Origin of the sequence: Pseudoxanthomonas suwonensis (assembly GCF_000972865.1) — a bacterium.
Taxonomy (GTDB): domain Bacteria; phylum Pseudomonadota; class Gammaproteobacteria; order Xanthomonadales; family Xanthomonadaceae; genus Pseudoxanthomonas; species Pseudoxanthomonas suwonensis_B.
Window position 1 is genome coordinate 3765510 of record NZ_CP011144.1, and the last position, 24291, is coordinate 3789800.

20 protein-coding genes are annotated in these 24291 nt (G+C 71.3%); 5 read left to right on the forward strand and 15 right to left on the reverse strand.

The features are described 5' to 3' along the window. Nucleotides 1-203: 203 nt before the first annotated feature. From flgL to WQ53_RS15645, 12 genes are all read right to left on the reverse strand, one after another. Nucleotides 204-1406 carry a flagellar hook-associated protein FlgL gene (flgL, locus tag WQ53_RS15590; protein WP_052633618.1) on the reverse strand — a complete coding sequence of 401 codons (1203 nt, stop codon included), beginning with the start codon at nt 1404-1406 and terminating at the stop codon, nt 204-206. Then, a complete protein-coding gene (gene flgK / locus WQ53_RS15595) occupies nt 1403-3280 on the reverse strand; it encodes a flagellar hook-associated protein FlgK (protein ID WP_052633619.1) in 1878 nt (625 codons plus the stop codon). Before flgK ends, flgL begins: the two co-directional genes overlap by 4 nt. A gap of 5 nt (nt 3281-3285) precedes the next feature. Further along, the gene (gene flgJ / locus WQ53_RS15600) at nt 3286-4464 is read right to left on the reverse strand and encodes a flagellar assembly peptidoglycan hydrolase FlgJ (protein ID WP_052633620.1); all 1179 of its coding nucleotides are present in this window, start codon (nt 4462-4464) and stop codon (nt 3286-3288) included. After that, nucleotides 4464-5555 (reverse strand): flagellar basal body P-ring protein FlgI, encoded by a 1092-nt coding sequence (locus WQ53_RS15605; protein WP_052634124.1) that lies wholly within the window; start codon nt 5553-5555, stop codon nt 4464-4466. The genes flgJ and WQ53_RS15605 overlap by 1 nt, the downstream gene beginning before the upstream one ends. A gap of 103 nt (nt 5556-5658) precedes the next feature. Continuing rightward, nucleotides 5659-6342 (reverse strand): flagellar basal body L-ring protein FlgH, encoded by a 684-nt coding sequence (gene flgH / locus WQ53_RS15610; protein WP_052633621.1) that lies wholly within the window; start codon nt 6340-6342, stop codon nt 5659-5661. 34 nt (nt 6343-6376) lie between these two features. Then, nucleotides 6377-7162, reverse strand: a complete 786-nt coding sequence (flgG, locus tag WQ53_RS15615; protein WP_052633622.1) for a flagellar basal-body rod protein FlgG — start codon at nt 7160-7162, stop codon at nt 6377-6379. 778 nt (nt 7163-7940) lie between these two features. Beyond that, the gene (locus WQ53_RS15620; RefSeq protein ID WP_052633623.1) at nt 7941-8690 is read right to left on the reverse strand and encodes a flagellar basal body rod protein FlgF; all 750 of its coding nucleotides are present in this window, start codon (nt 8688-8690) and stop codon (nt 7941-7943) included. Nucleotides 8691-8728: 38 nt separating this feature from the next. Next, complete coding sequence (gene flgE, locus WQ53_RS15625) at nt 8729-9952, reverse strand: flagellar hook protein FlgE (protein ID WP_052633624.1); 1224 nt, start codon at nt 9950-9952, stop codon at nt 8729-8731. 47 nt (nt 9953-9999) lie between these two features. Continuing rightward, nucleotides 10000-10671, reverse strand: coding sequence for a flagellar hook capping FlgD N-terminal domain-containing protein (locus tag WQ53_RS15630; RefSeq protein ID WP_052633625.1), 672 nt, complete (start codon nt 10669-10671; stop codon nt 10000-10002). A gap of 11 nt (nt 10672-10682) precedes the next feature. After that, nucleotides 10683-11090, reverse strand: a complete 408-nt coding sequence (flgC, locus tag WQ53_RS15635) for a flagellar basal body rod protein FlgC (protein WP_052633626.1) — start codon at nt 11088-11090, stop codon at nt 10683-10685. 23 nt (nt 11091-11113) lie between these two features. After that, nucleotides 11114-11527: a flagellar basal body rod protein FlgB gene (gene flgB, locus WQ53_RS15640; RefSeq protein ID WP_052633627.1), complete on the reverse strand. Its 414-nt coding sequence runs from the start codon at nt 11525-11527 to the stop codon at nt 11114-11116. 1059 nt (nt 11528-12586) lie between these two features. Then, complete coding sequence (locus tag WQ53_RS15645; protein WP_052633628.1) at nt 12587-13531, reverse strand: chemotaxis protein; 945 nt, start codon at nt 13529-13531, stop codon at nt 12587-12589. Between the two features lie 93 nt (nt 13532-13624). Between WQ53_RS15645 and flgA the strand changes: the two genes are divergently transcribed. The 4 genes from flgA to WQ53_RS15665 all read left to right on the forward strand — a co-directional run bounded on the left by flgA (nt 13625) and on the right by WQ53_RS15665 (nt 16329). Continuing rightward, the gene (gene flgA / locus WQ53_RS15650) at nt 13625-14275 is read left to right on the forward strand and encodes a flagellar basal body P-ring formation chaperone FlgA (protein WP_236685870.1); all 651 of its coding nucleotides are present in this window, start codon (nt 13625-13627) and stop codon (nt 14273-14275) included. Between the two features lie 94 nt (nt 14276-14369). Beyond that, complete coding sequence (flgM, locus tag WQ53_RS15655; RefSeq protein ID WP_052633629.1) at nt 14370-14678, forward strand: flagellar biosynthesis anti-sigma factor FlgM; 309 nt, start codon at nt 14370-14372, stop codon at nt 14676-14678. A 3-nt stretch (nt 14679-14681) separates the two neighbouring features. Further along, nucleotides 14682-15026, forward strand: coding sequence for a hypothetical protein (locus tag WQ53_RS15660; protein WP_052633630.1), 345 nt, complete (start codon nt 14682-14684; stop codon nt 15024-15026). 145 nt (nt 15027-15171) lie between these two features. Further along, complete coding sequence (locus WQ53_RS15665) at nt 15172-16329, forward strand: ATP-binding protein (RefSeq protein ID WP_082113151.1); 1158 nt, start codon at nt 15172-15174, stop codon at nt 16327-16329. Nucleotides 16330-16923: 594 nt separating this feature from the next. On the opposite strand, the gene WQ53_RS15670 is transcribed toward WQ53_RS15665, so the two are convergent. Then, the gene (locus WQ53_RS15670; RefSeq protein ID WP_052634126.1) at nt 16924-18645 is read right to left on the reverse strand and encodes an EAL domain-containing protein; all 1722 of its coding nucleotides are present in this window, start codon (nt 18643-18645) and stop codon (nt 16924-16926) included. A gap of 11 nt (nt 18646-18656) precedes the next feature. Beyond that, nucleotides 18657-20732, reverse strand: a complete 2076-nt coding sequence (locus WQ53_RS15675; RefSeq protein WP_052633632.1) for a PAS domain S-box protein — start codon at nt 20730-20732, stop codon at nt 18657-18659. 128 nt (nt 20733-20860) lie between these two features. Here WQ53_RS15675 and WQ53_RS15680 point away from each other — a divergent pair, with 128 nt between their 5' ends. Further along, the gene (locus tag WQ53_RS15680) at nt 20861-23650 is read left to right on the forward strand and encodes a bifunctional diguanylate cyclase/phosphodiesterase (RefSeq protein WP_052634127.1); all 2790 of its coding nucleotides are present in this window, start codon (nt 20861-20863) and stop codon (nt 23648-23650) included. A 314-nt stretch (nt 23651-23964) separates the two neighbouring features. On the opposite strand, the gene WQ53_RS15685 is transcribed toward WQ53_RS15680, so the two are convergent. Continuing rightward, nucleotides 23965-24282 carry a hypothetical protein gene (locus tag WQ53_RS15685; protein ID WP_052633633.1) on the reverse strand — a complete coding sequence of 106 codons (318 nt, stop codon included), beginning with the start codon at nt 24280-24282 and terminating at the stop codon, nt 23965-23967. Between the last annotated feature and the right edge of the window lie 9 nt (nt 24283-24291).

Genomic DNA, 24291 nt, shown 5'->3' on the forward strand with positions numbered 1-24291 from the left:
CCGGCGCCGCGGCGACGCGGGCACAGGCGACGCCTCCTTGTCCCGATGCCGGTGTCGCCGACTGGCTGGGCTCCTGCATTCCCCGTCGTTCCGGCTTTCGCCGGAACGACGGGGCTCTGGCTACTGGACGGGGGCTCCGGCTGCTGTAGGAGCCGGGCTTGCCCGCGACGCGACGGTACCGGCAGAGGCGACCCCTCGCCGCCTCAGCGCAGCAGGTTGAACAGCGACATCCGCTGGATCTGGGTGAAGGCCAACTGCGCTGCTTCCAGCGCGGTCTTCTCCAGGCTGAAGCGACTGATGGCTTCGGCGTAGTCGAGGTCGCGCAGTCCGGAAAGCGTGGTGCTGATGGTCAGCGACTGCGAGTCGCGCAGGCCGGCGGCGGTGTCCAGCGCCGCCAGCTGCGCGCCGCCGGCCGCGCGCGCATCGATCAGATGTTCCTGCGCGGTGGCGATGTCGCGCAGCGAGGACTGCAGCAGGTTCTGCATTTCCGTCTTCTGAGCGTCGGTGGTCGGCGCCAGCGCCAGCGCGCCGATCAGGCGGTCGATGGTGGCGAACACGTCGCGGGTGCCGGCCGGGCCGATCGTGAACGCATCACCGGCGGCGGGTTGTCCTTCCAGCTGCAGCTTCAGGCCGTGCGAGACGATGCTGTCGCCGGAGGCGTAGCTGCCGCCGCCGACCGGATTGCCGTTGCCGTCGAGCACCACGTAGGCATCGGGTGCGGTGAACTCGATGCGGTAGATGCCGCCGTTCCAGGCGCCGGAATCGGCGACGCCGTACTGCTTGACCAGGCCGGAGCCGGCGTTGCCGGCGTCGGCCTGGACGTCGACCCGGCCGTCGCCGGTGCGCACGCGCAGGAACAGTTCGCTGCCGGGACGGGTGTCGGCGACGCTCATCTCCGGCGCCACTTCCACCCGGCGCTGGGTCTGGTCGCCGGAATAGACCACGCCACCGCTGCCGATCGCGAACGGCGCACTGCCGTCGGCGGTGCCTCCGAACAGGTAGCGGCCGGCGCCGTCGCTGCTGTTGGCCAGGTCGAGCAGGCCGTCGCGCAGGCTGCGGATCTCCTTGCCGATGGCGTTGCGGTCGGCATCCGACAGCGCACCGCCGTTGGCCTGCACGGTCAGCTCGTTGATCCGCGCCATCATCTGCCCGGCCTGCGCGAGCACGTTCTCCTGCAGGCCGAGCCGGTTCTGCAGGTTGTTGGCGTTGGCGCCGAAGCGCTCCAGTTCGGCCAGCGCCCGGTCCAGGCCGACCGCCACGCCGGCCGCGACCGGATCGTCCTTGGCGCTGACCAGCTTCTGCCCGGTGGCCAGCTGCTGCTGCAGGTGGTTGAGCTTGGCCTGCTTGGAGAGCAGGGTGCCGACCGTCTGGCTGTACATCATGCCGGTGGAGATGCGCGTGTTCATCGGCGGGCCGCGTTGAGGATGGACTGGAACATGGTGTCGGCGGTGGCGATGATCTGCGCCGCCGCCTGGTAGGCCTGCTGGAGGCGCAGCATGTTGGCCGCCTCTTCGTCCAGGTTGACCCCGGAGATGGCGTCGCGCGCGGACTGGGCCTGGTCGTGCAGCACCTGCTGCGCCTCGGCCGAGTACCCGGCCTGGCGCGCGGCCGAACCGATCGCGGTGGTCAGGCCGCCGATCGCGCCGTTCAGGGTGACCGTGCCGCCGCTGAGCACGCGCGCGTCGTCCAGGTTGGCCAGCCGGGTCGCGTTGCCGTTGTCGCTGGAACCCGGTCCGGTGGGAACGACCTCGAAGAAGTCGCCCGCGGCGGGCATGCCGTCCAGCACCAGGCTCCAGCCGTTGGCGCTGATGCTCTGGCCGGGCGTGTAGGCGAACGGGCCGGCGCCGTCGACGGTGTACTGGCCGGCGTCGAGGAATTCGATCCGGGCCGGGACCAGCAGCGCCGCGTCGGACGCGTCGGTGACGGTGACCTTGCCCGGGATGCCGGTGCCGAGGTTGCCGATGTCGGCGCGGGCCTTGACCGGCGTCGCCGCGGCGATCCGCGACGGATCGGTGATGGCCACCGAGATCCCGCCGGCGACGCCGGCGGTGGGTTGCAGCAGGAAGCGGTCGCCGCTGGCCGGCGTGCCGGCGACCACGATCGCGATGCCGTTGACCCGCAGCGGGTCGCCTGGGGCGCCGCTGCCGGCGACCGGCACGCTGGCGCCGGTGTCGACCCGCTGCGCCACCCAGCCGCCGCCTTCGAAGCGCAGCAGCAGGTTCTGTCCGTCCACCTGGCCCAGGTCGTGGAAGCTGGCCTGCAGGGTGGCGCCGCTGCCGTTGCCCTGGTGGGGGTTGACCGCCGGCGCGGGCAGGGCGAAGAAGTCCCCGCCCATCTGCCCGTACAGGTCCATGCCGGCACGGTGCGCGGCGTTGAAGGTGTCGACCAGGCCAGAAGCGATACGGCCCAGCTCGGCCATCGACGGGTCCAGCACGCTGGCGCGGAACTCGAGCAGGCCGCCGATGCGGCCGCCCATGCTGCGGCCGTCCAGGGTGATCGGCTGTCCGGGCGTCAGCAGCGCCAGCTGCAGCCGTTCGGGACGGTAGGGGTCGGCGACCGTGGCCACCTGGGTGGCGATGGTACCGACCACCAGGGCCTGGCCGCCGGCGGTGAACACGTTCAATGGTCCGCCGTCCTGCGACACCGCGGTGCCGCCGGTATAGGCGACCAGTTCGGAGATCAGCTGGTCGCGGCGGTCGAGCAGGTCGGGCGCGGCGCGGGTCGCATCGCTGCCGATCATGCCGTTGAGCCGGGCGACCTCGGCGGACAGCCGGTTGATCTCCGCGGCGCCGGTGATCAGGCCGTTGTTGACCTCCTGGCCCAGTGCGCCGAGCTGGCCGTCCAGCACGCGGAAGCGGTTGGCCATCGCGCTGGCCTGGGCCAGCAGGTTCTCGCGCTCGGCGCTGGAGGAGGCGTTGGAGGACAGCGCGCTGACCGAGTCGAAGAAGTTCGACCAGAGCCCGGCCAGGTTGGTGGCCTTGTCGGAGAACAGGCTGTCCACCCGTCCGGCCAGGGACGACAGCTGCTGCAGCCGGGCCAGCTCGCCGCCGCTGTCGAGCAGGCGCGAGATCGCCATCTGGTCGGCGACGCGGCCGACCTGGGCCAGGCGGGTACCGTTGCCGACGTAGCCATAGCCGTAGTCGGTCGGCGTGCGCGCGGCGAAGTCGGCCCGCTGCCGGCTGTAGCCGGGGGTGTTGAGGTTGGCGACGTTGTGGCTGACGGTCGCCAGCGCCCGCTGGAAGGCGATCAGGGCGCCGGTGCCGGTGGACAGGACGGACATCGGGCTTACCTCCTCAGGGTGGCGCCGAAGGCGCCGGCGGCACTGGCCATGGCGTTGCCGCCGGTATCGACCGCGCCGGTGCCGGTGCGGGTGGCGATGCCGGCGATCGCCTGCACCGCGCGGCCGACGGTCGGCCCGTTCGCGATCGCGGCGATCTTGGCGGCGTAGGACGGGTCGGTGGCGTAGCCGGCGTTCTGCAGCGCCTGGGCGAAGCGCTTGACGTCGCCGCCGGACTGCAGTGCCTGGCGGTAGCGCGGGTTGTTCTTGAGCATGCGCACGTAGTCGGCGAAGCTCTCGGACGGCGAGGCGTAGGCGCGGAACTCGGCCTTCTCGCTGACCCGCACGCCGTTGACGTACTCGTGGGTGCCGGCGCTGGCGCGCTCGCCCTTCCAGCCGGTGGCCTTGATCCCGAACAGGTTGTGCGTGCTGCCGCCGTCGTTGCGCTGGATCTGCTTGCGCCCCCAGCCGGTTTCCAGCGCGGCCTGGGCGACCAGCGCGCGCGCATCCACGCCCAGTTCGCGCGCGGCGGCCTGGGCGTGGTGCCAGATCTTCGCCACGAACTGCTCCGGGCTGCGCGGGGCGAAGCCGGCGGCGGCTTCGGACGCGGCAGCGGCATCAGCGGCTCCGGGGTGGAAATCCGATGCCGGGGAAGCCGATCCGGCCGCGGCGGCGGGCGCGGCCATCAACCGGGCCACCAGTGCGTCCAGCGGCGAAGCGGACGTGGTCGATGCGCCGTCGCCCTCGCGGCCGGCGATCAGGTCCAGCGCGCGGTCGAAGTCGGGCGACGCGGGCGTGGCGGCGGCGCCCTCGCGGGCGTAGGCCAGCGCCGCGGCGGCGGCACGGGTCGGACCGGGGCGGCCGTCGCCGACGCCGGGCAGGCGGGCGTCCAGCGCGGGCGCGGTCTCCTGCGCCACGCCGGACTGGCGGCCGAGCTGGCGCGCGATCATGGGCGCCAGGCCCAGTCCCTTGCCCTCGGTCAGGGCCTTGGCCAGCTGCTGGTCGTAGAGGTCGCGGAAGGTCTGGTTCTCGCCGGGGAACAGCGAGTCGCCGAAGCTGGCGTCGCGCATGCTCTTGACCAGCATCTGCGCGAACTGGCCCTCGAGCTGGCGCGCGACCTGGTCGATGCGCGCGGCATCGGCCTTGGGCGCGGCGGCCAGTTCCAGCGGTGGCCCGGCGATGCGCATCAGATCACTTCCAGCTCCGCACGCAGCGCGCCGGCCTGGCGCAATGCCTCCAGGATCGCGATCAGGTCGCCGGGGGCGGCACCGACCTCGTTCACCGCGCGCACGATCTCGTCCAGGGTGGTGCCGCCCTCGAACTTGAACATGCGGCTGCCGTCCTGCGAGGCGCCCACGGTGGAGGCGGGCGCGACCACGGTGCCGCCGCCGGCGAACGCGCCGGGCTGGCTGACCTCGACCGATTCGTTGATGGTCACGGTGAGCGCGCCATGCGCCACCGCCGCCGGCATCACCCGCACCTGCGAGCCGATCACCACGGTGCCGGTACGCGCGTTGACGATGACCTTGGCCGGGGCGCTGCCCGGAGTCAGCTCCAGGTTCTCGACCCGGGCCAGGAAGCCGATGCGCGCGCCCGGATCGCTGGGCGCGGCGACCGAGACGGTGACGCCGTCGACCGCGCGTGCGACGCCGGACCCGAACGCGCCGTTCAGCGCATCGACCATGCGCGACACCGTGGTGAAGTCGTTGCGGTGCAGGTTCAGGGTGATCTCGCCGCCGCCGTCCAGCGCGCTGGGCACCGCGCGCTCGACCGTGGCGCCGTTGGGGATGCGGCCGACGCTGGGCACGTTCACCGCCACCCGCGAGCCGTCCCGGCCCTGCGCGCCGAAGCCGCCGACCACCAGGTTGCCCTGGGCGATGGCGTAGACCTGGCCGTCGGCGCCCTTGAGCGGGGCCATCAGCAGCGAGCCGCCGCGCAGCGACACCGCGTTGCCGATCGAGGACACGGTGATGTCGATGGTCTGGCCCGGCTTGGCGAACGGCGGCAACTCGGCGTGGATCGCCACCGCGGCCACGTTCTTCAGCTGCGGGTTGACGTTCGGCGGCACGTTCACGCCGAGCTCGCCGAGCATGTTCTTCAGGCTCTGCACGGTGAACGGCGCCTGGCTGGTGCGGTCGCCGCTGTTGTCCAGGCCCACGACCAGGCCGTAGCCGACCAGCGCGTTGCCACGCACGCCGCCGACCTGGGCCAGGTCCTTGATCCGCTCGGCATGGGCTGGCGCCAGGAACACGCCCAGCAGCGCCAGCGTGCACAACATGGCGCGGATCAGCCCGTTGAATCCCCGCACATGGATGTGCGGGCTCTTGCGAGGGACTCGCCTGTCGATGTGCGGGCTCTTGCGAAGGATTCGCATAGTGACCTCAGTACGGATACAGCCGGGTGTTGAAGAACCGGCCCAGCCAGCCCATCGCGTTGGACTGGGCGATGGCGCCGCGGCCGCCGTAGACGATCCGCGCCTCGCCGACCTTGCTCGACGGCACGCTGTTGCCCGGGGAGATGTCGGCCGGGCGGACGATGCCCTGGATCTGGACCAGCTCGTCGCCCTGGTTCAGCCGCAGGTTCTTCTGCCCCTGCACGACCAGGTTGCCATTGGGCAGGCGCTGGACCACGGTGACGGTGACGCTGCCCTGCAGGCGATTGCTCTGGCTGCTCTTGCCCTGGCCGTCGAACTCGCGCTCGGCGCTGGCCGAGGCCGAGAGGATGTCGCGGCCGTTGTAGGTGACCGGCGCGCCGAAGATCTGCGGCGCGCCCACGTCGATCTCGCTGCTCTTGGCGACCTGGGTGCTGGCGCTGGTCTGGGCGGTGGTCGATTCGACCAGGTTGATCGTCAACAGGTCGCCGACGTCGCGCGCGATGCGGTCCGAGTACAGCGACAGCCCGGGGCCGGCCTGGTAGATGGCGCCGGGCGTGGCCGGCGCGCTGGCGGCGACCACCGGCACGATCGGGGCCATGGCCGGGTAGGGGCGCACGTCGCCGGCGGCCACGCAGCCGCCGAGCAGCAGCATGGCGGGCAGGGCGGCGAGGGAGAGCGCGGAACGGTTCATGGCGAAGCCTCCTGCGGCGCGTCAGACGCGCGCGTCAGACGTTGTTGTTCAGGTAACCGAGCATCGAGTCGGTGGTGGAGATGGCCTTGGCGTTCATCTCGTAGGCACGCTGGGTCTCGATCATGCTGACCAGCTCCTCGACCACGTTGACGTTGCTGCCTTCCAGCGCGCCCTGGACCAGCAGGCCCAGGCCGTTGAGGCCGGGCGTGCCGTTCTGGGCGGGGCCGGAGGCGGTGGTCTCGACGTAGAGGTTCTCGCCGCGGGCCTGCAGGCCGGCCGGGTTGACGAAGTCGGTGACGCTCAGCGAGCCCACTTCCAGCGCCTGCGCCTCGCCGGCCATCTGCACGGTGACGGTGCCGTCGTTGCCGACGGTCAGCGACTGCGCGCCCTCGGGGATCTGGATGCCGGGCTGCACCGGGTAGCCGCTGCTGGTGACCAGTTCGCCCTGGGCGTTGACCTGGAAGCTGCCGTCGCGGGTATAGGCGGAACTGCCGTCGGGCATCATCACCTCGAAGAAGCCGCGGCCGTTGATCATCACGTCCAGCGAGCGGCCGGTCTGCTGCTGGTTGCCCTGCTGGAAGTCCTTGGCGGTGGAGACCACGCGCACGCCGGTGCCCAGCTGCAGGCCGGACGGCAGCTGGGTCTGCGCCGAGGTCGAGCCGCCGGGCTGGCGCACCTGCTGGTACAGCAGGTCCTCGAAGTTGGCGCGGTCGCGCTTGAAGCCGGTGGTGTTGGTATTGGCCAGGTTGTTGGCGACCACCGACATGCGCGTCTGCTGCGCATCCAGTCCGGTCTTGGCGACCCAGAGTGCCTGATTCATGACGCGGTACCTCGCGAGGCGGATTGACGCCTGGGCAGATGCATGCGGCGTGCCAGAACGGTGCCGGCTGGCCGGCGGAGGCTGGGATGCCGGTTTCCGGCGACTCGGTTTGTGCGCTTTTGCGACAGCCGCGACAGCAACGGCAACCGCAATCGCAACCGCGTGGTCAAAAGCGCCGGGCGTGGTCGGCTTCGGGCTGAGCCGCGGCGAGCCGGGAGTATTGCGGTCGTCTCGACGGCACATCCATGTGCCGACTCGCCGACGCGGCCATCCATGGCCGCTGCCGCAATACTCCCGGCCCGCCACGTCTTCGGGAGCTTCCAGGTCGTGGCTCCGTTCACAAGCGACGACCAGCGCACGGCTTTTGTAGGAGCGGGCATGACCGCGACCCGACGCCGTCGGCCCAGGCCACACCCTCGTGATTCCGACGCCCGTGTCGCGGTCATGCCCGCTCCAACAGAAAGCGGCGCCGTCGTGGCTTTGCCCCCTCCCTTTCGCCGCAGGCGAAGGGGAGGGTCGGGGAGGGCTGCTTTTGCCGTTGCTCGTCCGATCGAAGCCACGACCTACAAGCCACCCGAGGCCGTCGTGCCCAAGGGGTCTGGCGCAAGCAGCACATGGATGTGCTGCGGTCGCGACTCGGAGGCAGGACGCCGCAGCGGAGCGATGCGCCAGACCCCTTGGGCACGACGGCCCCGTCCGGAGCCGACGCTCTTGCCTTCAAGCCGAAACCTCTCCGACGCCGACGGCTTTCAGTGAACCGGCCAGCTAGTCAGAAGCCTCAGCCGTTCAACCGCAGCAACGAATTCGCCGCCTGCGCGTTGTCGTCGCCGCGCTGGATCACCTTGACCTGCATCTCGAACTGGCGCTGCAGCTGGATCATCTGCACCAGTGCCCCGGCCGCGTCGACGTTGCTCTGTTCCAGCGCGCCGGTGGCCATCACCGCGCCGGGCGCCTGGGCCAGCGGCTGCTGCGGATCGGTGTTGCGCATCAGCCCGTCCAGCCCGCGGGCGAGCCGGTCCGGGGCGGCCTCCACCACCTTCAGCCGGCCGATGATCGCCATCGTGTCGGCGCCTTCGCCCAGCGGCACGATCGAGATCGTGCCGTCCTGGCCGATCTCCAGCGCCTGGTGCGGCGGCAGCGCGATCGGGTTGCCTTCCTGGTCCAGCAGCGGACGCCCGCCGGCGGTGACCAGCTGGCCGTTGGGGGTCAGCGACAGGTTTCCGGCGCGGGTGTAGGCCTCGCCGCCGTCCGGCGCCTGCACCGCCAGCCAGCGGTCGGCCTGCAGCGATACGTCCAGCGGGTTGCCGGTGATCCGCTGCGCGCCGGCGCGGGCGTCGAAACCCTGGTCGATGTGCATGGCCGCCGTGCGCGAGGCGTGGCCCTGGCCGCGCACCTGGAAAGCCTCGGTGTTGGCCAGTGCCGCCTTGAAGCCGGCGGTGTCGGCGTTGGCCAGGTTGTGCGAGACCGTGCCCTGCGCCTGCAGGGTGGCGCGGGCGCCGGTCATCGCGACGTAGAGGGCCTTGTCCATGTGCTGTCTCCGTGCGGACTACGTGCGGGCTATCGGCGTCAGCGGATGTTGATCACCGTCTGCGTGGCCTGGTCCTGGGTGGAGATCATCTGCGCGTTGGCCTGGAAATTGCGCTGGGCCACGATCATGTTCACCAGCTGCTCGGTCAGGTCGACGGTCGAGGATTCCAGCGCGCCGGACTGGACCTGGCCGAAGTCGGAACTGCCCGGCGCGCCGGTGCGCGGCGTGCCCGAGGCGTAGGTCGCGCCCCACTGGTTGTTGCCCTGCGGCTGCAGGCCCTGCGGGTTGACGAAGTTGGTCAGTGCGATCTGGCCCAGGGCCACGTCGTCGCCGTTGCTGTAGCGGGCGAACACCACGCCGTCCTCGGAGACGTTGATCTCGTTGAGGCGGCCGGCGGCGTAGCCGTCCTGGCGCACGTCGCGCAGGGCGAAGCTGTTGCCGTACTGGGTGCTGCCGGTCAGGTCCAGGGTCATGTCCAGCACGCCCGCGCCGGTGGCCGGGGTGTAGGGATCCAGGGTGATCCGGCCGGGCATCGGCGCCTGCAGGGCGCCGTTGGCGGAGAACTGCAGGGTGGTCGGCGCGCCGACCGCGGTGCCGTCGACGTAGTTGTGGACCTGCCACTCGTTCGGGTTGGCGGTCTTGACGAAGTAGGAGGTCTGCACGTGGCTGACGCCCAGCGAGTCGTAGACCGTCACGCCGCCGCTGGAGGCGTTGTAGCTGTTGGGGTCGGCCGGGTCGAACGGGGCCACGATCGGCGCCGAGGCGTTGCCGGGCAGGGTGACCATCAGGTTGATCAGGCCGGTCTGCTGCGGCGGGCTGTCGGTGGTCAGCAGCTGCAGGTCCGACAGCCGGCCCACGTCGAAGCCGCTGCCGTTGGCGCTGGGTGCGAACACCTGCAGGCGGGCGCCGTCGGGCGTCACCACGTAGCCCTGGTTGTCGGTCTGGAAGTTGCCGGCGCGGGTGTAGAGCGTGGCGCCGTTCTTGTTGACGGTGAAGAAGCCCTCGCCATCGACGGCGAAGTCCAGGCTGCGGCCGGTCGGGTCGATGTTGCCCTGCGAGAACTGCTGGGCGACGTTGCTGACCTTGACGCCGGCGCCGATGGCGTTGCGGGACAGGCCGTAGGTCGTGTACGAGAACAGGTCGGCGAACTCGGCGCGCGATTCCTTGAAGCCGGTGGTGTTGACGTTGGCGATGTTGTTGGCGGTGACGTTGAGGTCGGCGTTGGCCGCGTTGATGCCGGACAGCGAGGTGTTGAAGCTCATGGCGGACTCCTGACGTGAGTCTTGCGGGTCGTGTGCGGGTGGATGGCTCAGCTGACGCGGAGCACGTAATCGAGCGGGACGGTGCCCAGCCCGGGCAGGTCGAGGTAGAGGCCGCCGGAACCGACGGTGACGCTGTCGACCGTGCCCTTGACGTAGGTGTCGAGCCGGGTCGCGGTGCCGTCGCCGGCGACGTGGTCGGCGCTGATGCCGTAGCTGCCGGCGGGCAGGCGTTCGCCGAGCGCGTCGGTGCCGTCCCAGTGGAAGGCCACTTCGCCGGCCTTGGCGGCGGGGACGGAGAACTCGTGCACCTTCTGGCCGTTGGCGTCGGTTATGGTGAAGGTCACGCTGCCTGCGAGCGGGGCGGCGACCGCGCCGCTGGCGCCGCCCTCCGCGCCAAGCGCCAGCTTCGCCGACGGCACCAGTACCTGGTGGCCGACCAGCGCCGCGCCGCGCAGCACCTGGTCGTTGCCCAGCGCGGCGGAGAAGCCCTGCACCTGGTTGTTGAGTTCCTGGATGCCCTGCACCGTGGAGAACTGCGCCAGCTGGCCGAGGAAGGCGCTGTTCTCCATCGGCTTGAGCGGATCCTGGTGCTGCAGCTGCTTGGTCATCAGGCGCAGGAAGTCGGCCTGGCCGAGGGCGTCGTTCTTCTTGTCCTGCGCGCCCTGGGCCGCGCCGGTCAGGCCCAGGCTGGAATAGATGTCGGAGGCGATACTGCTCATGCTCGGGTTCCTCAGCGGCCCATGGACAGGGTGGCCAGGGCCAGTTCCTTGGCCGTGTTGATGACTTCCACGCCGGCCTGGTAGCTGCGCGAGGCGGAGATCAGGTTGACCATCTGCGCCACCGGATCGACGTCGGGCGAGAACACGTAGCCGTCGCTGTCGGCCAGCGGATGGCCGGGCTCGTAGCGGCGCACCGGCGGCGCCTCGCTCTGCGCGATCTCGCGCACGCGCACGCCGGTCAGGGCCGGGTCCTTGCCGCTGGCCTGGGCCTGGAACACCGGCTCGAGCGGCTTGTAGACCGCCTCGGCCGAACCGGCCACCGAATCGGCGTTGGCCAGGTTGGAGGCGATCGTGCTCAGGCGCACCGACTGCGCCTGCAGCGCGGAGCCGGCGACGTCGAAGATCGGCAGGTTGCTCATGGCGGCGCTCCTGGCTGTCCGGCCTATTGACCGGTAATGGCGGTGAGCAGGGTGCGCACCTTGGATTCGAGGAAGCTCAGCGAGGCGCGGTACTCCAGCGCGGCGCGGCCGTAGGCGGCGCGCTCGGCGTCGGGGGCGACGGTGTTGCCGTCGAGGCTGGGCTGGCTGGCCGGGCGGGCGAACTGGAACGGCAGGTGGCCGGGGGCGATCGCGTCGGACAGGTGGCGCTCGCTCGTCGTGGCCAGGCCATGGGCCGCGGCGGCGCCTTCGCGCTGCAGCCGTGCCGCGCCCAAGGCGGCGTTGAAGTCGATGTCCTGGGCCTGGTAGCCGGGCGTGTCGGCGTTGGCCAGGTTGCTGGCGATCAGCTTCATCCGCTGCTCGCGCAGGGGCAGGGCGTCGGCGTGGACCCCCATGTAGGACGTGATCGGGTTGGACATGCTGCCTCCGGACGGACCGTTGCCGTCACACAGGCAAGCGCCGTGCCAAAGCATGCGGTCGGGGGCGACGGTGTTCTGGCTGCGAGGCCTCCGGCTCGAGATCAGGCGCCGTGCCGCAGGCTTGCATGCAGGCCGGGCTGCATGCTCCTGAAGGTGGGGCGCAGCTTCAAAAACTGCGGGGAAGGCCGTCCGGATCCTGGGGCTGCAGCAGGCGTCGCGAAGCACAGGCGGATTCGGTGGGCCGCCGTCGCTATGGCCCCTTGGAGCAAAAGCGCTGGCGTCGGCCGGGGTCGCCGTCCTGCCGGGGTATGGCTTACCCCTCGGTCGGGCATCCTGCCCTCAACTCGGGGCCGTGGCACCTCCCTGTGCCACTTGCGCCATACCCCGGCAGGACGACGTCCTCGGGCGGCGTGGCGGTCGTGGCTTCCATGACCTGGCGAAAGGACATCGCGATCTGACGGTTCCAGGCTTCCTGTAGGAGCCCAGCTTGCTGGCGACCCGGGCGTCGGAATCGTGGGGGCGTCGCCTGGGCCGACGGCGTCGGGTCGCCGGCTGAACCCGGCTCCTACAACAGCCACGGCGCAGCCGCTCTCTGTAGGAGCTGACTTCAGTCGGCGACACGGGCGTCGGGATCAGAGGGCGTCGCCTGTGCCAATGGCGTCGCGTCGCGGGCAAGCCCGGCTCCTACAGAACGGCGCGGCAGCAAAATGACGGCTGTTGCTTGGAGGACGCCGGAACGGAGCCACGACCCCGACGTTCCCGAAGACGTGGCAGTGCGGGTGTGTTGCGGCAGCGGCCATGGATGGCCGCGTCGGCGAGTCGGCACAGGGATGTGCCGTCGAGACGACCGCAACACACCCGCACTGCCGCGGCTCAGCCCGAAGCCGACCACCCCCGGCGCTCTTGCGGTTGCGGTTGCCTTTGCCGTCCGGTCCCCCTCGACTGGGTGAAGAATCAATAATCTGTAATATCTTGTTTAATAACAGACACTTGATATGAGTATCTGACCTGTTTTCTAAGGTATGAAAGCCTTCCCCCGAGCCCCCACGCAATGCCCCTTCAAGCCGCTCGCGCCACCTGGCTCAGCCGCGCCAATACATGCTCGGCCAGCTCGTGCGGGCTGTACTTGGCGACGAAGGCATTGGCCCCGACCCGCTCGACCATGGCGTTGTTGAACACGCCCGACAGCGAGGTGTGCAGCAGCACATACAGCCCGGCCAGCCCGGGGTGGCGCCGGATTTCCGTCGTCAGGGTGTAGCCGTCCATGGCCGGCATCTCGATGTCGGAGATGACCATGGCGTAGCGCTCGGCCGGGTTCTCGCCGCCGGCATGCACCTGCAGCAGGTGGTCCAGCGCCTGGCGGCCGTCGGAGAGCAGGGTGACCCCGACCCCCAACTGGTCCAGCACGCTGCGGATCTGCTGCCGGGCCACCCGCGAGTCGTCCACCACCAGCACCTGCAGCGGCGGCGCCCCGGCCGGCAGGGCCATCTCCGGGGCCAGGGTCGCGTCCATCCGCGCCTGGGTGATGTCGGCCAGCACGCTCTCCACGTCGATCACCTGGATCAGCGCGTCCTGGAAGCGGGTCACCGCGGTCAGGTAGCTGCTCTGCGCGCCCAGGTCCGGCGGCGGGTGGATGTCCTCCACCGCGATGTTGACGATCCGCTCCACGTCGCTGACCAGGAAGCCCTGCACCGAGCGGTTGAACTCGGTCACCACCAGGTACTGGGTGCCGCCGTCCTCGTCCGGATGCCGCTCGGGATGGCCGATGGCCAGCCCCAGGTCCAGCACCGGCACCGAGCGGCCGCGCACGTCGGCCACCCCGGCGAACTGCGCCGGCAGCCCGGGCAGCTGGAACAGCGACGGGCGGCGCAGCACCTCCTGCACCTTGAACACGTTGACCCCGAACAGCTGGCGGCCGCCGAGCCGGAACAGCAGCAGCGCCAGGCGGTTGTGGCCGGCCAGCCGGGTGCGCTGGTCGATGCGGTTGAGCAGGTTGTGCGACATGAGCCCGGTATCGGCGGCCGCGGCGGCGGCTTGAGCGGGCGCCGCGGCATGGCGCTTGCATGGTCCTGCGCGCCATTCCGTGCCGAGGCCGCCATGACCCTGCTGCGCTGCACCCTCATGTTCCTGCTGGGACTGCCGATGACGGTGGCGCTGGCCGCCGGCGGCTTCCAGCCGGTGGAGTCGATCCGCGCCGCCGCGCTGGGTGCGGTGCCGGGCGGGCAGGCCGAGGCCAGCCTGGACCCGGCGTTGCGCATGCCGGCCTGCGGCCAGGCGCTGCAGGCGCGGCAGGCGTCGGCCGGCACGGTCGAGGTGGCCTGCCCGGACGGCTGGCGGCTGTTCGTGCCGGTGAAGACCCGGCGCAGCCAGACGGTGCTGGTGCTGGCCCGCGGCGTGGCCGCAGGCGAGGCCATCGGTGCCGACGCGCTGGTCGCCGAGACCCGCGACGCGTCGCGGATCGCCGGCGCGGCGGTGGCCGATCCGGCCCAGGCCATCGGCCGGGTGGCGCGGCGTACGCTGGCTGCCGGCAGCGTGCTCACCGCCGGCGACCTGGCCGCGCCGCGGCTGGTGCGCCGTGGCGACCAGGTGGCGCTGGTCTCGCGTCGTGGCGGGGTCGAGGTCCGGGTCGCCGGCCGCGCCCTGGGCGACGCCGGCGAGGACGAGCGGGTCTCGGTGGAGAACCTGTCGTCCCGCCGCGTGCTGCAGGGACGCGTCGGTCCCGACGGCGAGGTCTGGGTGACCCGCTGACCGCCGCCGTGAAAAATTTCCCGACTTGCCCCTAAAGTTCCCCCAGACCCCTGCCGATACCCCCGGCGTAGCCCGTAATGCAAGGATCACCGCCATGAGCCACAAGATCGAAGGCACCCCGCCTCCCGCGGTGCACAGCACCGGTCCCGTCGGCGGCCGTGTCGCCGTCGCCGGCGGCGATCGCTCCAGCCCGGTCGAGGCCAGCCGGCCCGTCGACAGCCTGCGCCTGACCGGCGAGGCCGCCAGCCTGCAGGCGCTGCAGCGCGAGCTGGCCGCCGCCCCGGCGGTGGACCAGGCCCGCGTGGCCGAGGTCAAGCAGGCGCTGGAGTCGGGCAGCTACCGCATCGACCCGGCGAAGATCGCCGAGCGCATGCTGGACCTGGACGAGCAGCTGGGCGGCTGACCGATGCAGCCGGCGGTCGCCAGCGACGACGCGCTCGACCGGCTGGCCGCCGCGCTGGCCGACGAACGCCGCGCGCTGCTGGACCACGACATCGAACTGCTGGTGCGCTCGACCCAAGACAAGCTGCAGGCGCTGCGCCATCTGGAGGCCGACCTGCCCGATGGCCTCGGCGAGCGCCTGGCCGAACTGGCCGAGGCCAACCGCAGCAACGGCGCGCTGCTGGCCCGCCGCCGGCGCGAGGTCAACTGGGCCCTGCGCCATCTCGGCCGCGCCGAGAGCGCGCCGGCCTACGACGCGCAAGGACAGGCCCAGCAGCTGCAGGCACGCCGCGAACTCGCGGTGGTGTGACCGTCGCCGCCACGCCGACCGCGCGCGCCGCCGGACACGCCATTAGAATCGGACGCTGCGAAACTTGCCTGGCAGCGCCGTGACCGAACTCCCCGACGAAGGCCGCGTGCCTTCGATCCACACCCTCCAGGGCCTGAGCGACCGCATGCTCGAGGGCGTGCTGCTGTACGACGCCGGCAGCCGGCTGCTGTACGCCAATCCTTCCGCGCACAAGCTGTGCAAGGCCTGCTACCCGCGCGAGCTGGCCAGCGGGCTGACCCTGGAGCAGTTGCTGCCGCGGGACGCGCTGAGCGGCGCACGCTCGGGCGGGCGCTGGAGCGGCCACCTGTCGTTCGGGCAGGACGCCATCCTCATGGTCCACGTCTACTTCGACGAAGCCGAGCACGGCCATTTCCTGGTCGTGATGCAGGACCTGCGGCAGATCCGCGTCTACGAGCAGGACCTGCTGCGCCAGCACGCCGAACTGAACGTGCGCCTGACCGCGGCCCAGGAGAAGCTGCTGCAGTCGGAGAAGCTGGCCTCGATCGGCCAGCTGGCCGCCGGCGTGGCCCACGAGATCAACAACCCGATCGGCTACGTGCACTCGAACCTGGGCAGCCTGCAGGAATACCTGCACAGCCTGTTCGCGCTGATCGAGGCCTACGAGCGCGCGCTGCGCTCGTCCGACCCGCGCGCGTCGATCCCGGAGATCGACCAGACCCGCGAGCGCCTGGACATCGACTTCATCAGCCGCGACCTGCCGCAGCTGATGACCGAGTCGCGCGAGGGCATCGAGCGGGTGACCCGGATCGTTCGCGACCTGAAGGACTTCTCGCGCAGCGAGCGCGACGAGTCGTGGAAGCTGGTCGACATCCACGCCGGCCTGGAATCCACCCTCAACATCATCTGGAACGAGCTCAAGTACAACACCACCCTGGAGAAGCACTACGGCACGCTGCCACCGGTGGAGTGCCTGCCGTCGGAGTTGAACCAGGTGTTCATGAACATCCTGATCAACGCCGGCCAGTCGATCGGCGAGCGCGGCACGATCCGGGTCTCGACCGGGCACGAGGGCGATCACGTCTGGGTCGAGATCGCCGACAGCGGCCCCGGCATCCCGCCGGAATTCCAGCAGCGGATCTTCGATCCGTTCTTCACCACCAAGCCGGTGGGCAAGGGCACCGGGCTGGGGCTGTCGATCTCCTACGGCATCGTCGCCAAGCACCACGGCCGGATCGACGTGGACAGCCGCCTGGGCGACGGCTCGCGCTTCCGCATCGTGCTGCCGGTGCGACAGCCGCGCGCGGCGGCCGCGGCGGGTTGATCTCGACAGCTGCCGTTCGGACGGCTGCTGTTTTGAGCCGACGTGGCCATCCATGGCCACTGCCGCAATACCCCCGGCCCGCCACGTCTCCGGGAGCTTCCAGGTCGTGGCTCCGTTCACAGACGATGAGCAGCGTAGGCTTTTGTAGGAGCGGGCATGACCGCGACCCGACGCCATCGGCCCAGGCGACGCCCTCCTGATTCCGACGCCCGTGTCGCGGTCATGCCCGCTCCTACAGAAAGCAGCGCCGTCGCGGATTTTCCCCCTCCCTTTCGAAGGCGAAGGGGAGGGCCGGGGAGGGGTGCCTTTGCCGTTGCTGTTGCTCCCAGATCGAAGCCACGCCCCCGAAGCTCCCGAGGCCGTCGTGCCCAGGGGGTCTGGCGCAAGCAGCACAGGGATGTGCTGCGTTCGCGACTCGGAGGCAGGACGCCGCAGCGGAGCGATGCGCCAGACCCCCCTTGGGCACGACGGCCCCCTCCGGAGCCAGCGCTTCTGCTCCTGAGACAACACGACCCCGTCCGAACCGAAGCCCCGCTTCAAGAGCAGAAAGTCACTGGACCCCCGCCTGTGCGGGGACGACGGCGAATGGACGGCCTACGGCCCGCTGGCCAGCGGCTGCCGCTCCTGGTGGGTGCGGAACGCCTGGCGGATGTGCTCGCGCAGCTCGTCGTCGTTCCAGGGCTTGGTCAGGAATCGGTAGATCGCGCCGCGGTTGATCGCGTCGGTGACCGTGGCCAGGTCGGTGTAGCCGGACAGGACCATGCGCACGGTGTCGGGGTAGAGCATCTTCACCCGGCCCAGGAACTCGGTGCCGCTCATGTCCGACATGCGCTGGTCCGACAGGATCACCTGCACCTCGTTGGTGGCCAGCAGGTCGAAGGCGTCGCGCACGTTGCCCGCGGCCAGGATCCGGTAGCCGTCGCGGCGGAACAGGCGCACCAGCGAGCGCAGCACGTTCTCCTCGTCGTCGACCAGCAGCAGGGTCAGGTCCGGCTTGCTGACCGCGAACAGCTCCGGGCGCAGGTAGCGGCGGCGCAGGGTCAGGCCGGCGGTATCGGCCGGCATCGGTTCGCCGAACAGGTAGCCCTGGAACATGTCGCAGTCGCTGCGGCGCAGGTAGCCCAGCTGCGCCTCGGTCTCGACCCCGTTGGCGACGACCTTCATGTTCAGCTGGTGGCCCATGGCGATGATCGCGCGCACGATCGCCGTCTCGCGCTCGCCGGCCGGCGAGCTGCGGATGAAGCTGCGGTCGATCTTGAGCTTGTCCACCGGATAGCGGACCAGCGAGCTGAGGCTCGAATCGCCGGTGCCGAAGTTGTCCAGCGCCAGGCCCACGCCCTCGCGGCGCAGCGCGACTACCCCCTCGTACACCGGGGTGACGTTGGCTGCCAGCGCGCTCTCGTTGATCTCCAGCACCAGGCATTCCGGCGGCACCCCGGCGCGACGCAGCAGCGCCAGCACCTCGTCGGCGAATCCGGGACGCTGCAGCTGCAGGGTCGAGACGTTGACCGTCACGAACAGGTCGTCGAAGCCCGACTCGCGCCACTGCCGCACCTGCTCGATCGCGTTCTCCAGCACCCAGCCGCCGATCTGCACGATCACGCCCAGCCGTTCGGCGGTGGGCATGAAGCGCTCGGGCACCAGCATGCCCAGGGTCGGCGACTGCCAGCGCAGCAGCGCCTCCATGCCGATCACGCGGCCGTCGCGGGCACTGATCTCCGGCTGGAAGCGCAGGCGCAGCTCGCCGTTGGGGACCGCATCGACGATCTGCCGCGCGATCATGCTCTCGTTGTGGACGCTCTGCAGGCTCTGGCCACCGTAGAACTGGATGCGCTCGTCGCCGTGGGTGGCCTGGCGGGCGGCGATCTCGGCCAGGCGCAGCAGGCCATCGCTGTCCTGCGCGTGCTGCGGGCACAGGCTGATGCCGAGCTTCACCGACAGGAACAGGGTGTAGGGCAGCACGCTCAGCGGCAGTTCCGCCTCGCGCTGCAGTTCCCAGGCCGCGTCGGTCGCGTCGGGGCCGTCCTTGTCCAGCTGGAGGGCGGCGATGAACTCGTCGCTGCCGTGCCGCCAGAGCCGGCCGCGGCCCTGCAGCCAGTGGTCCAGGCGCCGCGCCAGCAGTTCCAGCGCCAGGTCGCCCACGGCCACGCTCATGTTCTCGTTGACCGAGGCGAAGTGGTCGATGTCCAGGTGCACCAGCATCAGCTCGCGGCCGCCGGCCACGGCCTCCTCGACCATGGCCTGCAGCGCCGGGTGGCCCGCGCCGAGGCGGGTGGGCGGCGGAGAATCGGCGGGCGGCAGGAAGGGCAGGTGCATGGACATGGCGGTCAGTGCACGGTCGGCTGGCCGTAGGGCAGCTGCAGGTGGATGCGGGTGCCGCGCCCGGGCATGGTGTCGATGCGCAGTTGCCCGCCGACGCTCTGCGCGCGCTCGCGCATGATCACCAGGCCCAGGCCGTGGGCGTCGGCGGGCTCGAAGCCGCGCCCGTCGTCCTCGATCCGCAGGTCGAGCCAGTCGCCGTCCATGTCGGCCAGGGCCAGGCTGACGCTGCGGGCGCCGGCATGCCGCAGCACGTTGGTCAGTCCTTCCTGGGCGATGCGGAAGCAGGTCTGTTCGATCTCGCGCTCCGGGCGCTGCGGCAGCGGGCGGATGTCCACGTCCAGCTGCACCGGTGAGTTGCGCATCAGCACGCCCGCATGCCAGCGCAGCGCCGCTTCCAGCCCCAGCGCATCGAGTTGCGGCGGGCGCAGCAGCATGGACAGGTTGCGCAGCTTGTCGAGGGTGGCGTCGGCGGTCCCGGCCAGCAGCTGCAGGTCCTCGAGCCGGCGCGCGCCGTCGTCCTCGGACATGGCCGCGTGCGCCGACAGCTTCATCGCGGTGATCGCCTGGCCGATGTCGTCGTGCAGCTCGCGCGAGATCGCCCGGCGCTCGTCCTCCTGGGCGGTGAACAGCTGCCGGCCCATCGCCTGCAGTTCCTGGTTGCTGGCGGCCAGGGCGATGCGCATGCGTTCGGGCTCGCTGAGGTCGCGCACCACCAGCAGCTTGCAGTCCTGGCCGCCGTAGCGCGCGTTGCTGTAGGACAGGGCGACGCGGAAGGCGCTGCCGTCGGCGCGCAGCATGTTCGGCGAAGGTTCCTGGCCTTGCCCGGCCAGGTAGTCGCGCAGCGGCGGCAGGTCGGCCGGCTCCACCAGCGCGGACAGCGGCTCGCCCAGCAGCATCTCGCTCTTGCGGCCGAACATGCCGGCGCAGGCCGGGTTGGCGTAGATCACGTGCTCGCCGGACAGGATCATCACCCCGTCCGGCAGGATCCGCATCAGCTCGGAGAACTGCTGCTCGCGCTCGCCCAGCAGGCGCCGGGTCTGCTGCTCCTCGGTGACGTCCTGGGCGGTGCCGCGCAGGAGCCGGCGGCGGTCCTCCTCCACGCACTGCACGCGCAGGCGCAGCAGCCGCTCGTGGCCGCCGGGGCCGAGGAACGGCAGCAGCACGTCCATCTTCTGCGCCTGGCCGCCGGCCAGTTCGTCCAGCATCTGCTCCAGCCGGGCCTGGGTGACGGGGTTGGCCGCCACCAGCACGTCCTGCAGCGCGCACGGGCGGCCGTCGGCGGCGTTGTGGCCGACCAGGCGCTGCAGGATCTGGCAGAAATGGCCGCGCCGGGTGCGCGCGTCGATCTCGAACGAGCCCAGCCGCGCCAGCCGCTGCGCCTCCTGCAGCCGGGCCATGGCCTGCTCGCGCGAGCGCTGCGACTGCAGTTCGGCGGTGCGGTCGTACATGACGATGAGACGGGTCCGGTTGCCGCCGGAGAAGACCAGTTCCGAACTGCGCATCTCCACGTCGCGATGGCCGCCGTCGCCGACCCGCAGCCGCTCGATGCGCGCATAGGGCTGGTCCGGCGCGGCGCGGATCGCCGCCACCCCGGCGTCGAAGCGCGGGCGCTCCTCGGCCGGCCACAGCATGTGCATCTCCATGCCGCGCAGTTCGCCGCGCGACCAGCCCAGGAACGCGCTCGCCGCCGGGTTCGAATCCAGGATCCGCAGCGTGTCCAGGTCGTAGGTCCACATCGGGCTGGGGTTGGCCTCGAACATCTCGCGGTAGCGGGCCTCCGAGTCCATGATCCGCTGCTGCGCCTCCAGCAGCCGCTCCACCAGCGGGCGCAGCAGCAGGTACAGCAGCGCGCCGGTGGCGACCATGTAGGCCGTGCCCTTCCAGCTCTGCAGGCGGGTGATGGTCTGGGCGTCGGAGACCAGCGCGCCGATGGCCTGGTCGCTGAACAGGATCCAGCAGATCCCGAACAGGATATGGAACAGGGGGATGCGCCAGACCAGGCCGCGCGCTATCGGCGCCGCCACCGGCCGGCCTGCCGTCGGCGGAGCACGGCGTTCCCCTGGTTGGTCCTGCTGCGACATGGTTCCCCCGTGGACGGCCCGCAAAGCATATCAGCGCTCCCCGCCGCGCCACGGGCTCAACATTCGGCCGGGGCGGCCGTTACCTGCTTGACGGCCCGGTACCCGGGCGCAAAGGCATGGAGTGCAGCGTGGATCCAGGCGCGATCGCGAGCCTGATGCAGCATCCGATCGACAGCGCGCTGCTGGTGCTGGACCGCGATGGTATGCCGCTGGCGGCCAACCCGGCGGCGCAGGCGCTCGGCCTGCAGGACGCGGCTGCCCGCTATGCGCCGGTGCTGCGCGACCTGCGCGAGCTGCTGGCCGCCGGCGGCCTGCAGACGCTGCCGTGCAGCCTGCCCGGGCCGCAGCGGCGGCTCGACGGCTGGCTGCGCGCGGTGCGCGCCCCGGAAGGCGGGGTGCTGGCCTACACCCTTGGTATTCCCGACCCGGAGGGCAACGGCCGCTGGCAGGTGGCGCTGGACAGCGCCGGCCACGGCCTGTGGGACTGGGACATCGCCGCCAACCGCATCTTCCGTTCCGAAAGCTGGCTGGCGATGCTCGGCTACACGGTCGAGGACGCGCCCGACACCAGCCTGGAATCGGCCCTGTCCCTGGTCCATCCGGACGACATCGAGCGCGTGCGCCAGAGCGTGCGCGCGCACCTGGACGGGCGCAGCGATGTCTACGTGGGCGAGCACCGCGTGCGCCACTGCGACGGCAGCTGGCGCTGGGTCCGCGACAGCGGCCGGGTGGTGGCCTGGTCGGCCGACGGCCGGCCGCTGCGGATGGTCGGCACCCATACCGCGATCGACGAGCAGAAGCAGCTGGAGGGCGAGCTGCGCAAGCAGCAGTCGCTGCTGGAGGAGATCCAGCGCATCGCCGCGATGGTGCCGTGGTCCTGGGACCCGCGCACCGACACCGGCTGGTGGCCGCGCGACCTGTACCGGCTCACCGGCCACGCCCAGCGCCAGCACGACACGGCCCGGGCCTGGCTGCGGCGCCTGACGCGCCCGGCCGCGGCCACGCTGCGCCAGGCCTGGCGGCGGATGCGCCGCGATGGCCAGCCGGTGCACTTCGACCTCGAGCTGGAGGACGCGCAGGGCGCGCCGCTGCACCTGCAGGCCTGGGCGCGGCCCGAGCAGGACGGCCACGGCCACATCGTGCGCGTGCTCGGCCAGGTCCAGGACGTGACCGCGCAGCGCCGCGCCGACGCGCTGCTGCGCTGGCGCACCGAGCTGCTGGACCGGGTGTCCTCGCTCGGCCACATCGGCGGCTGCGAGATCGAGCCGGCGGGCCGCCGCGTGCAGTGGACCGAGGAGTGCTACCGGATCCACGGCATGCCGCCCGGGCCGCTGACCCTGGACGATGCGCTGGCCCTGTACACGCGCGATTCGCGCGAAGCGTTCGAGGGCGCGCTGCAGCGCCTGGCCGCCGGCGGACCGCCGGAGCAGCTGGAACTGTGCTTCTACCGCCACAGCGGCCAGCGCGTGTGGGTGCAGGTACTGGTGGAGATGGACAGCCGCCCGGGACTAGCGCCGCGGCTGGTGGCCCTGTACCGCGACATCACCCGCGAACGCGAGACCAGCGAGCGGATCGAACTGCTGTCCCACTACGACCTGCTGACCGGCCTGCCGAACCGCTTCCTGCTGCGCGCACAGACCGAGGAGGCGATCGCCGCCAGCCAGGACCGCGCCGACGGCAGCGGGCTGGCGCTGCTGCTGCTGGACCTGGACGGGTTCAAGAGCATCAACGATTCCTTCGGCCACGCCGCCGGCGACGCCATGCTCAAGGCCGCCGCCGGCCGCATGCACCACGCACTGGGCAATGGCGAGCTGTTCGGGCGCCTGGGCGGCGATGAATTCCTGGTGGTGCTGCGCGGGGCCGACCATGCCGCGGCCGAAGCCCTGGCCGGGCGCCTGATCGCGGCCCTGTCCGAACCGCTGGCCTTCGGCAGCGAACAGCTCAAGGTCGGCGCCAGCGCCGGCATCGCCCTGCTGGGCAGCGACGGCTGCGTGTTCGACGACCTGCTGCGCGCCGCCCACGCCGCGCTGCGGGTGGCGCGCGAGCGCGGCCGCAACAGCTGGCAGCTGCACAACGAGGAGATCCAGCGCCAGACCCGGCGCCGGCTGGAGATCGAGCACAGCCTGCGCGGCGCGCTGGAGCGCGAGGAATTCACCCTGGTCTACCAACCGCAGGTCAGCATCCGCGACGGCCAGGCGCCGGGCGTGGAGGCGCTGCTGCGCTGGCACCGGCCGGCCGGTGCCTGCCATCCGGCCGAGTTCATCCCGATCGCCGAGCAGTGCGGGGAAATCGTCCGCCTGGGCGAATGGGTGATCGCCCAGGCCTGCCGCCAGGCGGTGGCCTGGCACGCGGCGGGGCTGGATTTCGGCCGCATCGCGGTCAACGTCTCGGGCGTGCAGCTGCGCGACCGCGGCTTCGCCGAGCGGGTGGTGACCCTGTGCCAGCGCGCCGGCTGGCCGCCGGGGCGGCTGGAGCTGGAGCTGACCGAATCGGCGCTGATCCTCGACAGCGACAGCCTGCGCCACTGCTTCCAGGTGTTCGAGCGCAACGGCGTGCAACTGGCGGTCGACGACTTCGGCACCGGCTTCTCCAACCTGCAGTACCTCAACCGCTTCCCGGTGCAGCGGCTCAAGATCGACCGCAGCTTCGTCACCGACATGCTGCGCGACCCCAACGCCGGCGAGGTCACCCAGGCGATCATCCACATCGGCCACGCGCTGGGCATGCGGGTGGTGGCCGAAGGGGTGGAGACGCTGGAGGAACAGGCCCAGCTGGCCCGCTGGGGCTGCGACGAGATCCAGGGCTACCTGTACACGCGTCCGCTGCCGCCGCGGGAACTGGCGCAGTGGCTGCGCCATCTGTCGGGCGAGCCGGTCACCACCGGCTGGATCCCTAACCTGGCCGGTCGCAGCCACTGACGGCCGCGAAAGGCGGCCTTGGCCTTGCCGTCGCGGGAGCCTGTCATGCTGGCGACACGCCGCGTCGGCACAGGCGACTGCCTCGTGGTTCCGACGCTCGTGTCGCCGTCATGCCGGCTCCTGCAAAAGAAGCGCGACGCCGCAGCTGTTGTAGGAGCCGGGTTCAGCCGGCGACACGACGCCGTCGGCACAGTCGACGTCCTCATGATCCCGACGCCCGTGTCGCCGAAGTTGGCTCCTGCAGGACGACAGACACCGCCAGAGCCGGTCTGCCAACGACCGGCGCGCATATGCGCCGCGCAGCCCCGCCGTGCTCAGCGCACCGGCGAATCCAGGTCCCAGCGGATGCAGGCCAGCAGCGTGTCCGCCGGATCCTGCCCGGCGCTGGCGAGCGGGCGGGCGGCGGCCAGTTCCCGCAGGGCCAGCTGCTCCAGGCGCAGCAGCGCGGCCTTGCCGACCGGCGCTTCCCCGGCGCCTTCGATGCCCCCGGGCGCCGCGGCGTCCACCGGCCGCAAGGCCGGGGCTTGCTGTTCGTCTTCCATGGCCGTCGCGCTCCCGGCACGGGCGAAGGCCCCGGCGTGGTGCAGCCGGGGCCTGGCGGTGGAGGCGGTCGGCAGGGACCGCGGCTGCATCACGGGATC

Coding starts and splice junctions, on each gene's coding strand:
- flgL (WP_052633618.1), bottom strand. CDS start 1,406: ATGAACACGCGCATCTCCACCGGCATGATGTACAGCCAGACGGTCGGC.
- flgK (WP_052633619.1), bottom strand. CDS start 3,280: ATGTCCGTCCTGTCCACCGGCACCGGCGCCCTGATCGCCTTCCAGCGG.
- flgJ (WP_052633620.1), bottom strand. CDS start 4,464: ATGCGCATCGCCGGGCCACCGCTGGAACTGGCCGCCGCGCCCAAGGCC.
- WQ53_RS15605 (WP_052634124.1), bottom strand. CDS start 5,555: ATGTTGTGCACGCTGGCGCTGCTGGGCGTGTTCCTGGCGCCAGCCCAT.
- flgH (WP_052633621.1), bottom strand. CDS start 6,342: ATGAACCGTTCCGCGCTCTCCCTCGCCGCCCTGCCCGCCATGCTGCTG.
- flgG (WP_052633622.1), bottom strand. CDS start 7,162: ATGAATCAGGCACTCTGGGTCGCCAAGACCGGACTGGATGCGCAGCAG.
- WQ53_RS15620 (WP_052633623.1), bottom strand. CDS start 8,690: ATGGACAAGGCCCTCTACGTCGCGATGACCGGCGCCCGCGCCACCCTG.
- flgE (WP_052633624.1), bottom strand. CDS start 9,952: ATGAGCTTCAACACCTCGCTGTCCGGCATCAACGCGGCCAACGCCGAC.
- WQ53_RS15630 (WP_052633625.1), bottom strand. CDS start 10,671: ATGAGCAGTATCGCCTCCGACATCTATTCCAGCCTGGGCCTGACCGGC.
- flgC (WP_052633626.1), bottom strand. CDS start 11,090: ATGAGCAACCTGCCGATCTTCGACGTCGCCGGCTCCGCGCTGCAGGCG.
- flgB (WP_052633627.1), bottom strand. CDS start 11,527: ATGTCCAACCCGATCACGTCCTACATGGGGGTCCACGCCGACGCCCTG.
- WQ53_RS15645 (WP_052633628.1), bottom strand. CDS start 13,531: ATGTCGCACAACCTGCTCAACCGCATCGACCAGCGCACCCGGCTGGCC.
- flgA (WP_236685870.1), top strand. CDS start 13,625: ATGACCCTGCTGCGCTGCACCCTCATGTTCCTGCTGGGACTGCCGATG.
- flgM (WP_052633629.1), top strand. CDS start 14,370: ATGAGCCACAAGATCGAAGGCACCCCGCCTCCCGCGGTGCACAGCACC.
- WQ53_RS15660 (WP_052633630.1), top strand. CDS start 14,682: ATGCAGCCGGCGGTCGCCAGCGACGACGCGCTCGACCGGCTGGCCGCC.
- WQ53_RS15665 (WP_082113151.1), top strand. CDS start 15,172: ATGCTCGAGGGCGTGCTGCTGTACGACGCCGGCAGCCGGCTGCTGTAC.
- WQ53_RS15670 (WP_052634126.1), bottom strand. CDS start 18,645: ATGCACCTGCCCTTCCTGCCGCCCGCCGATTCTCCGCCGCCCACCCGC.
- WQ53_RS15675 (WP_052633632.1), bottom strand. CDS start 20,732: ATGTCGCAGCAGGACCAACCAGGGGAACGCCGTGCTCCGCCGACGGCA.
- WQ53_RS15685 (WP_052633633.1), bottom strand. CDS start 24,282: ATGCAGCCGCGGTCCCTGCCGACCGCCTCCACCGCCAGGCCCCGGCTG.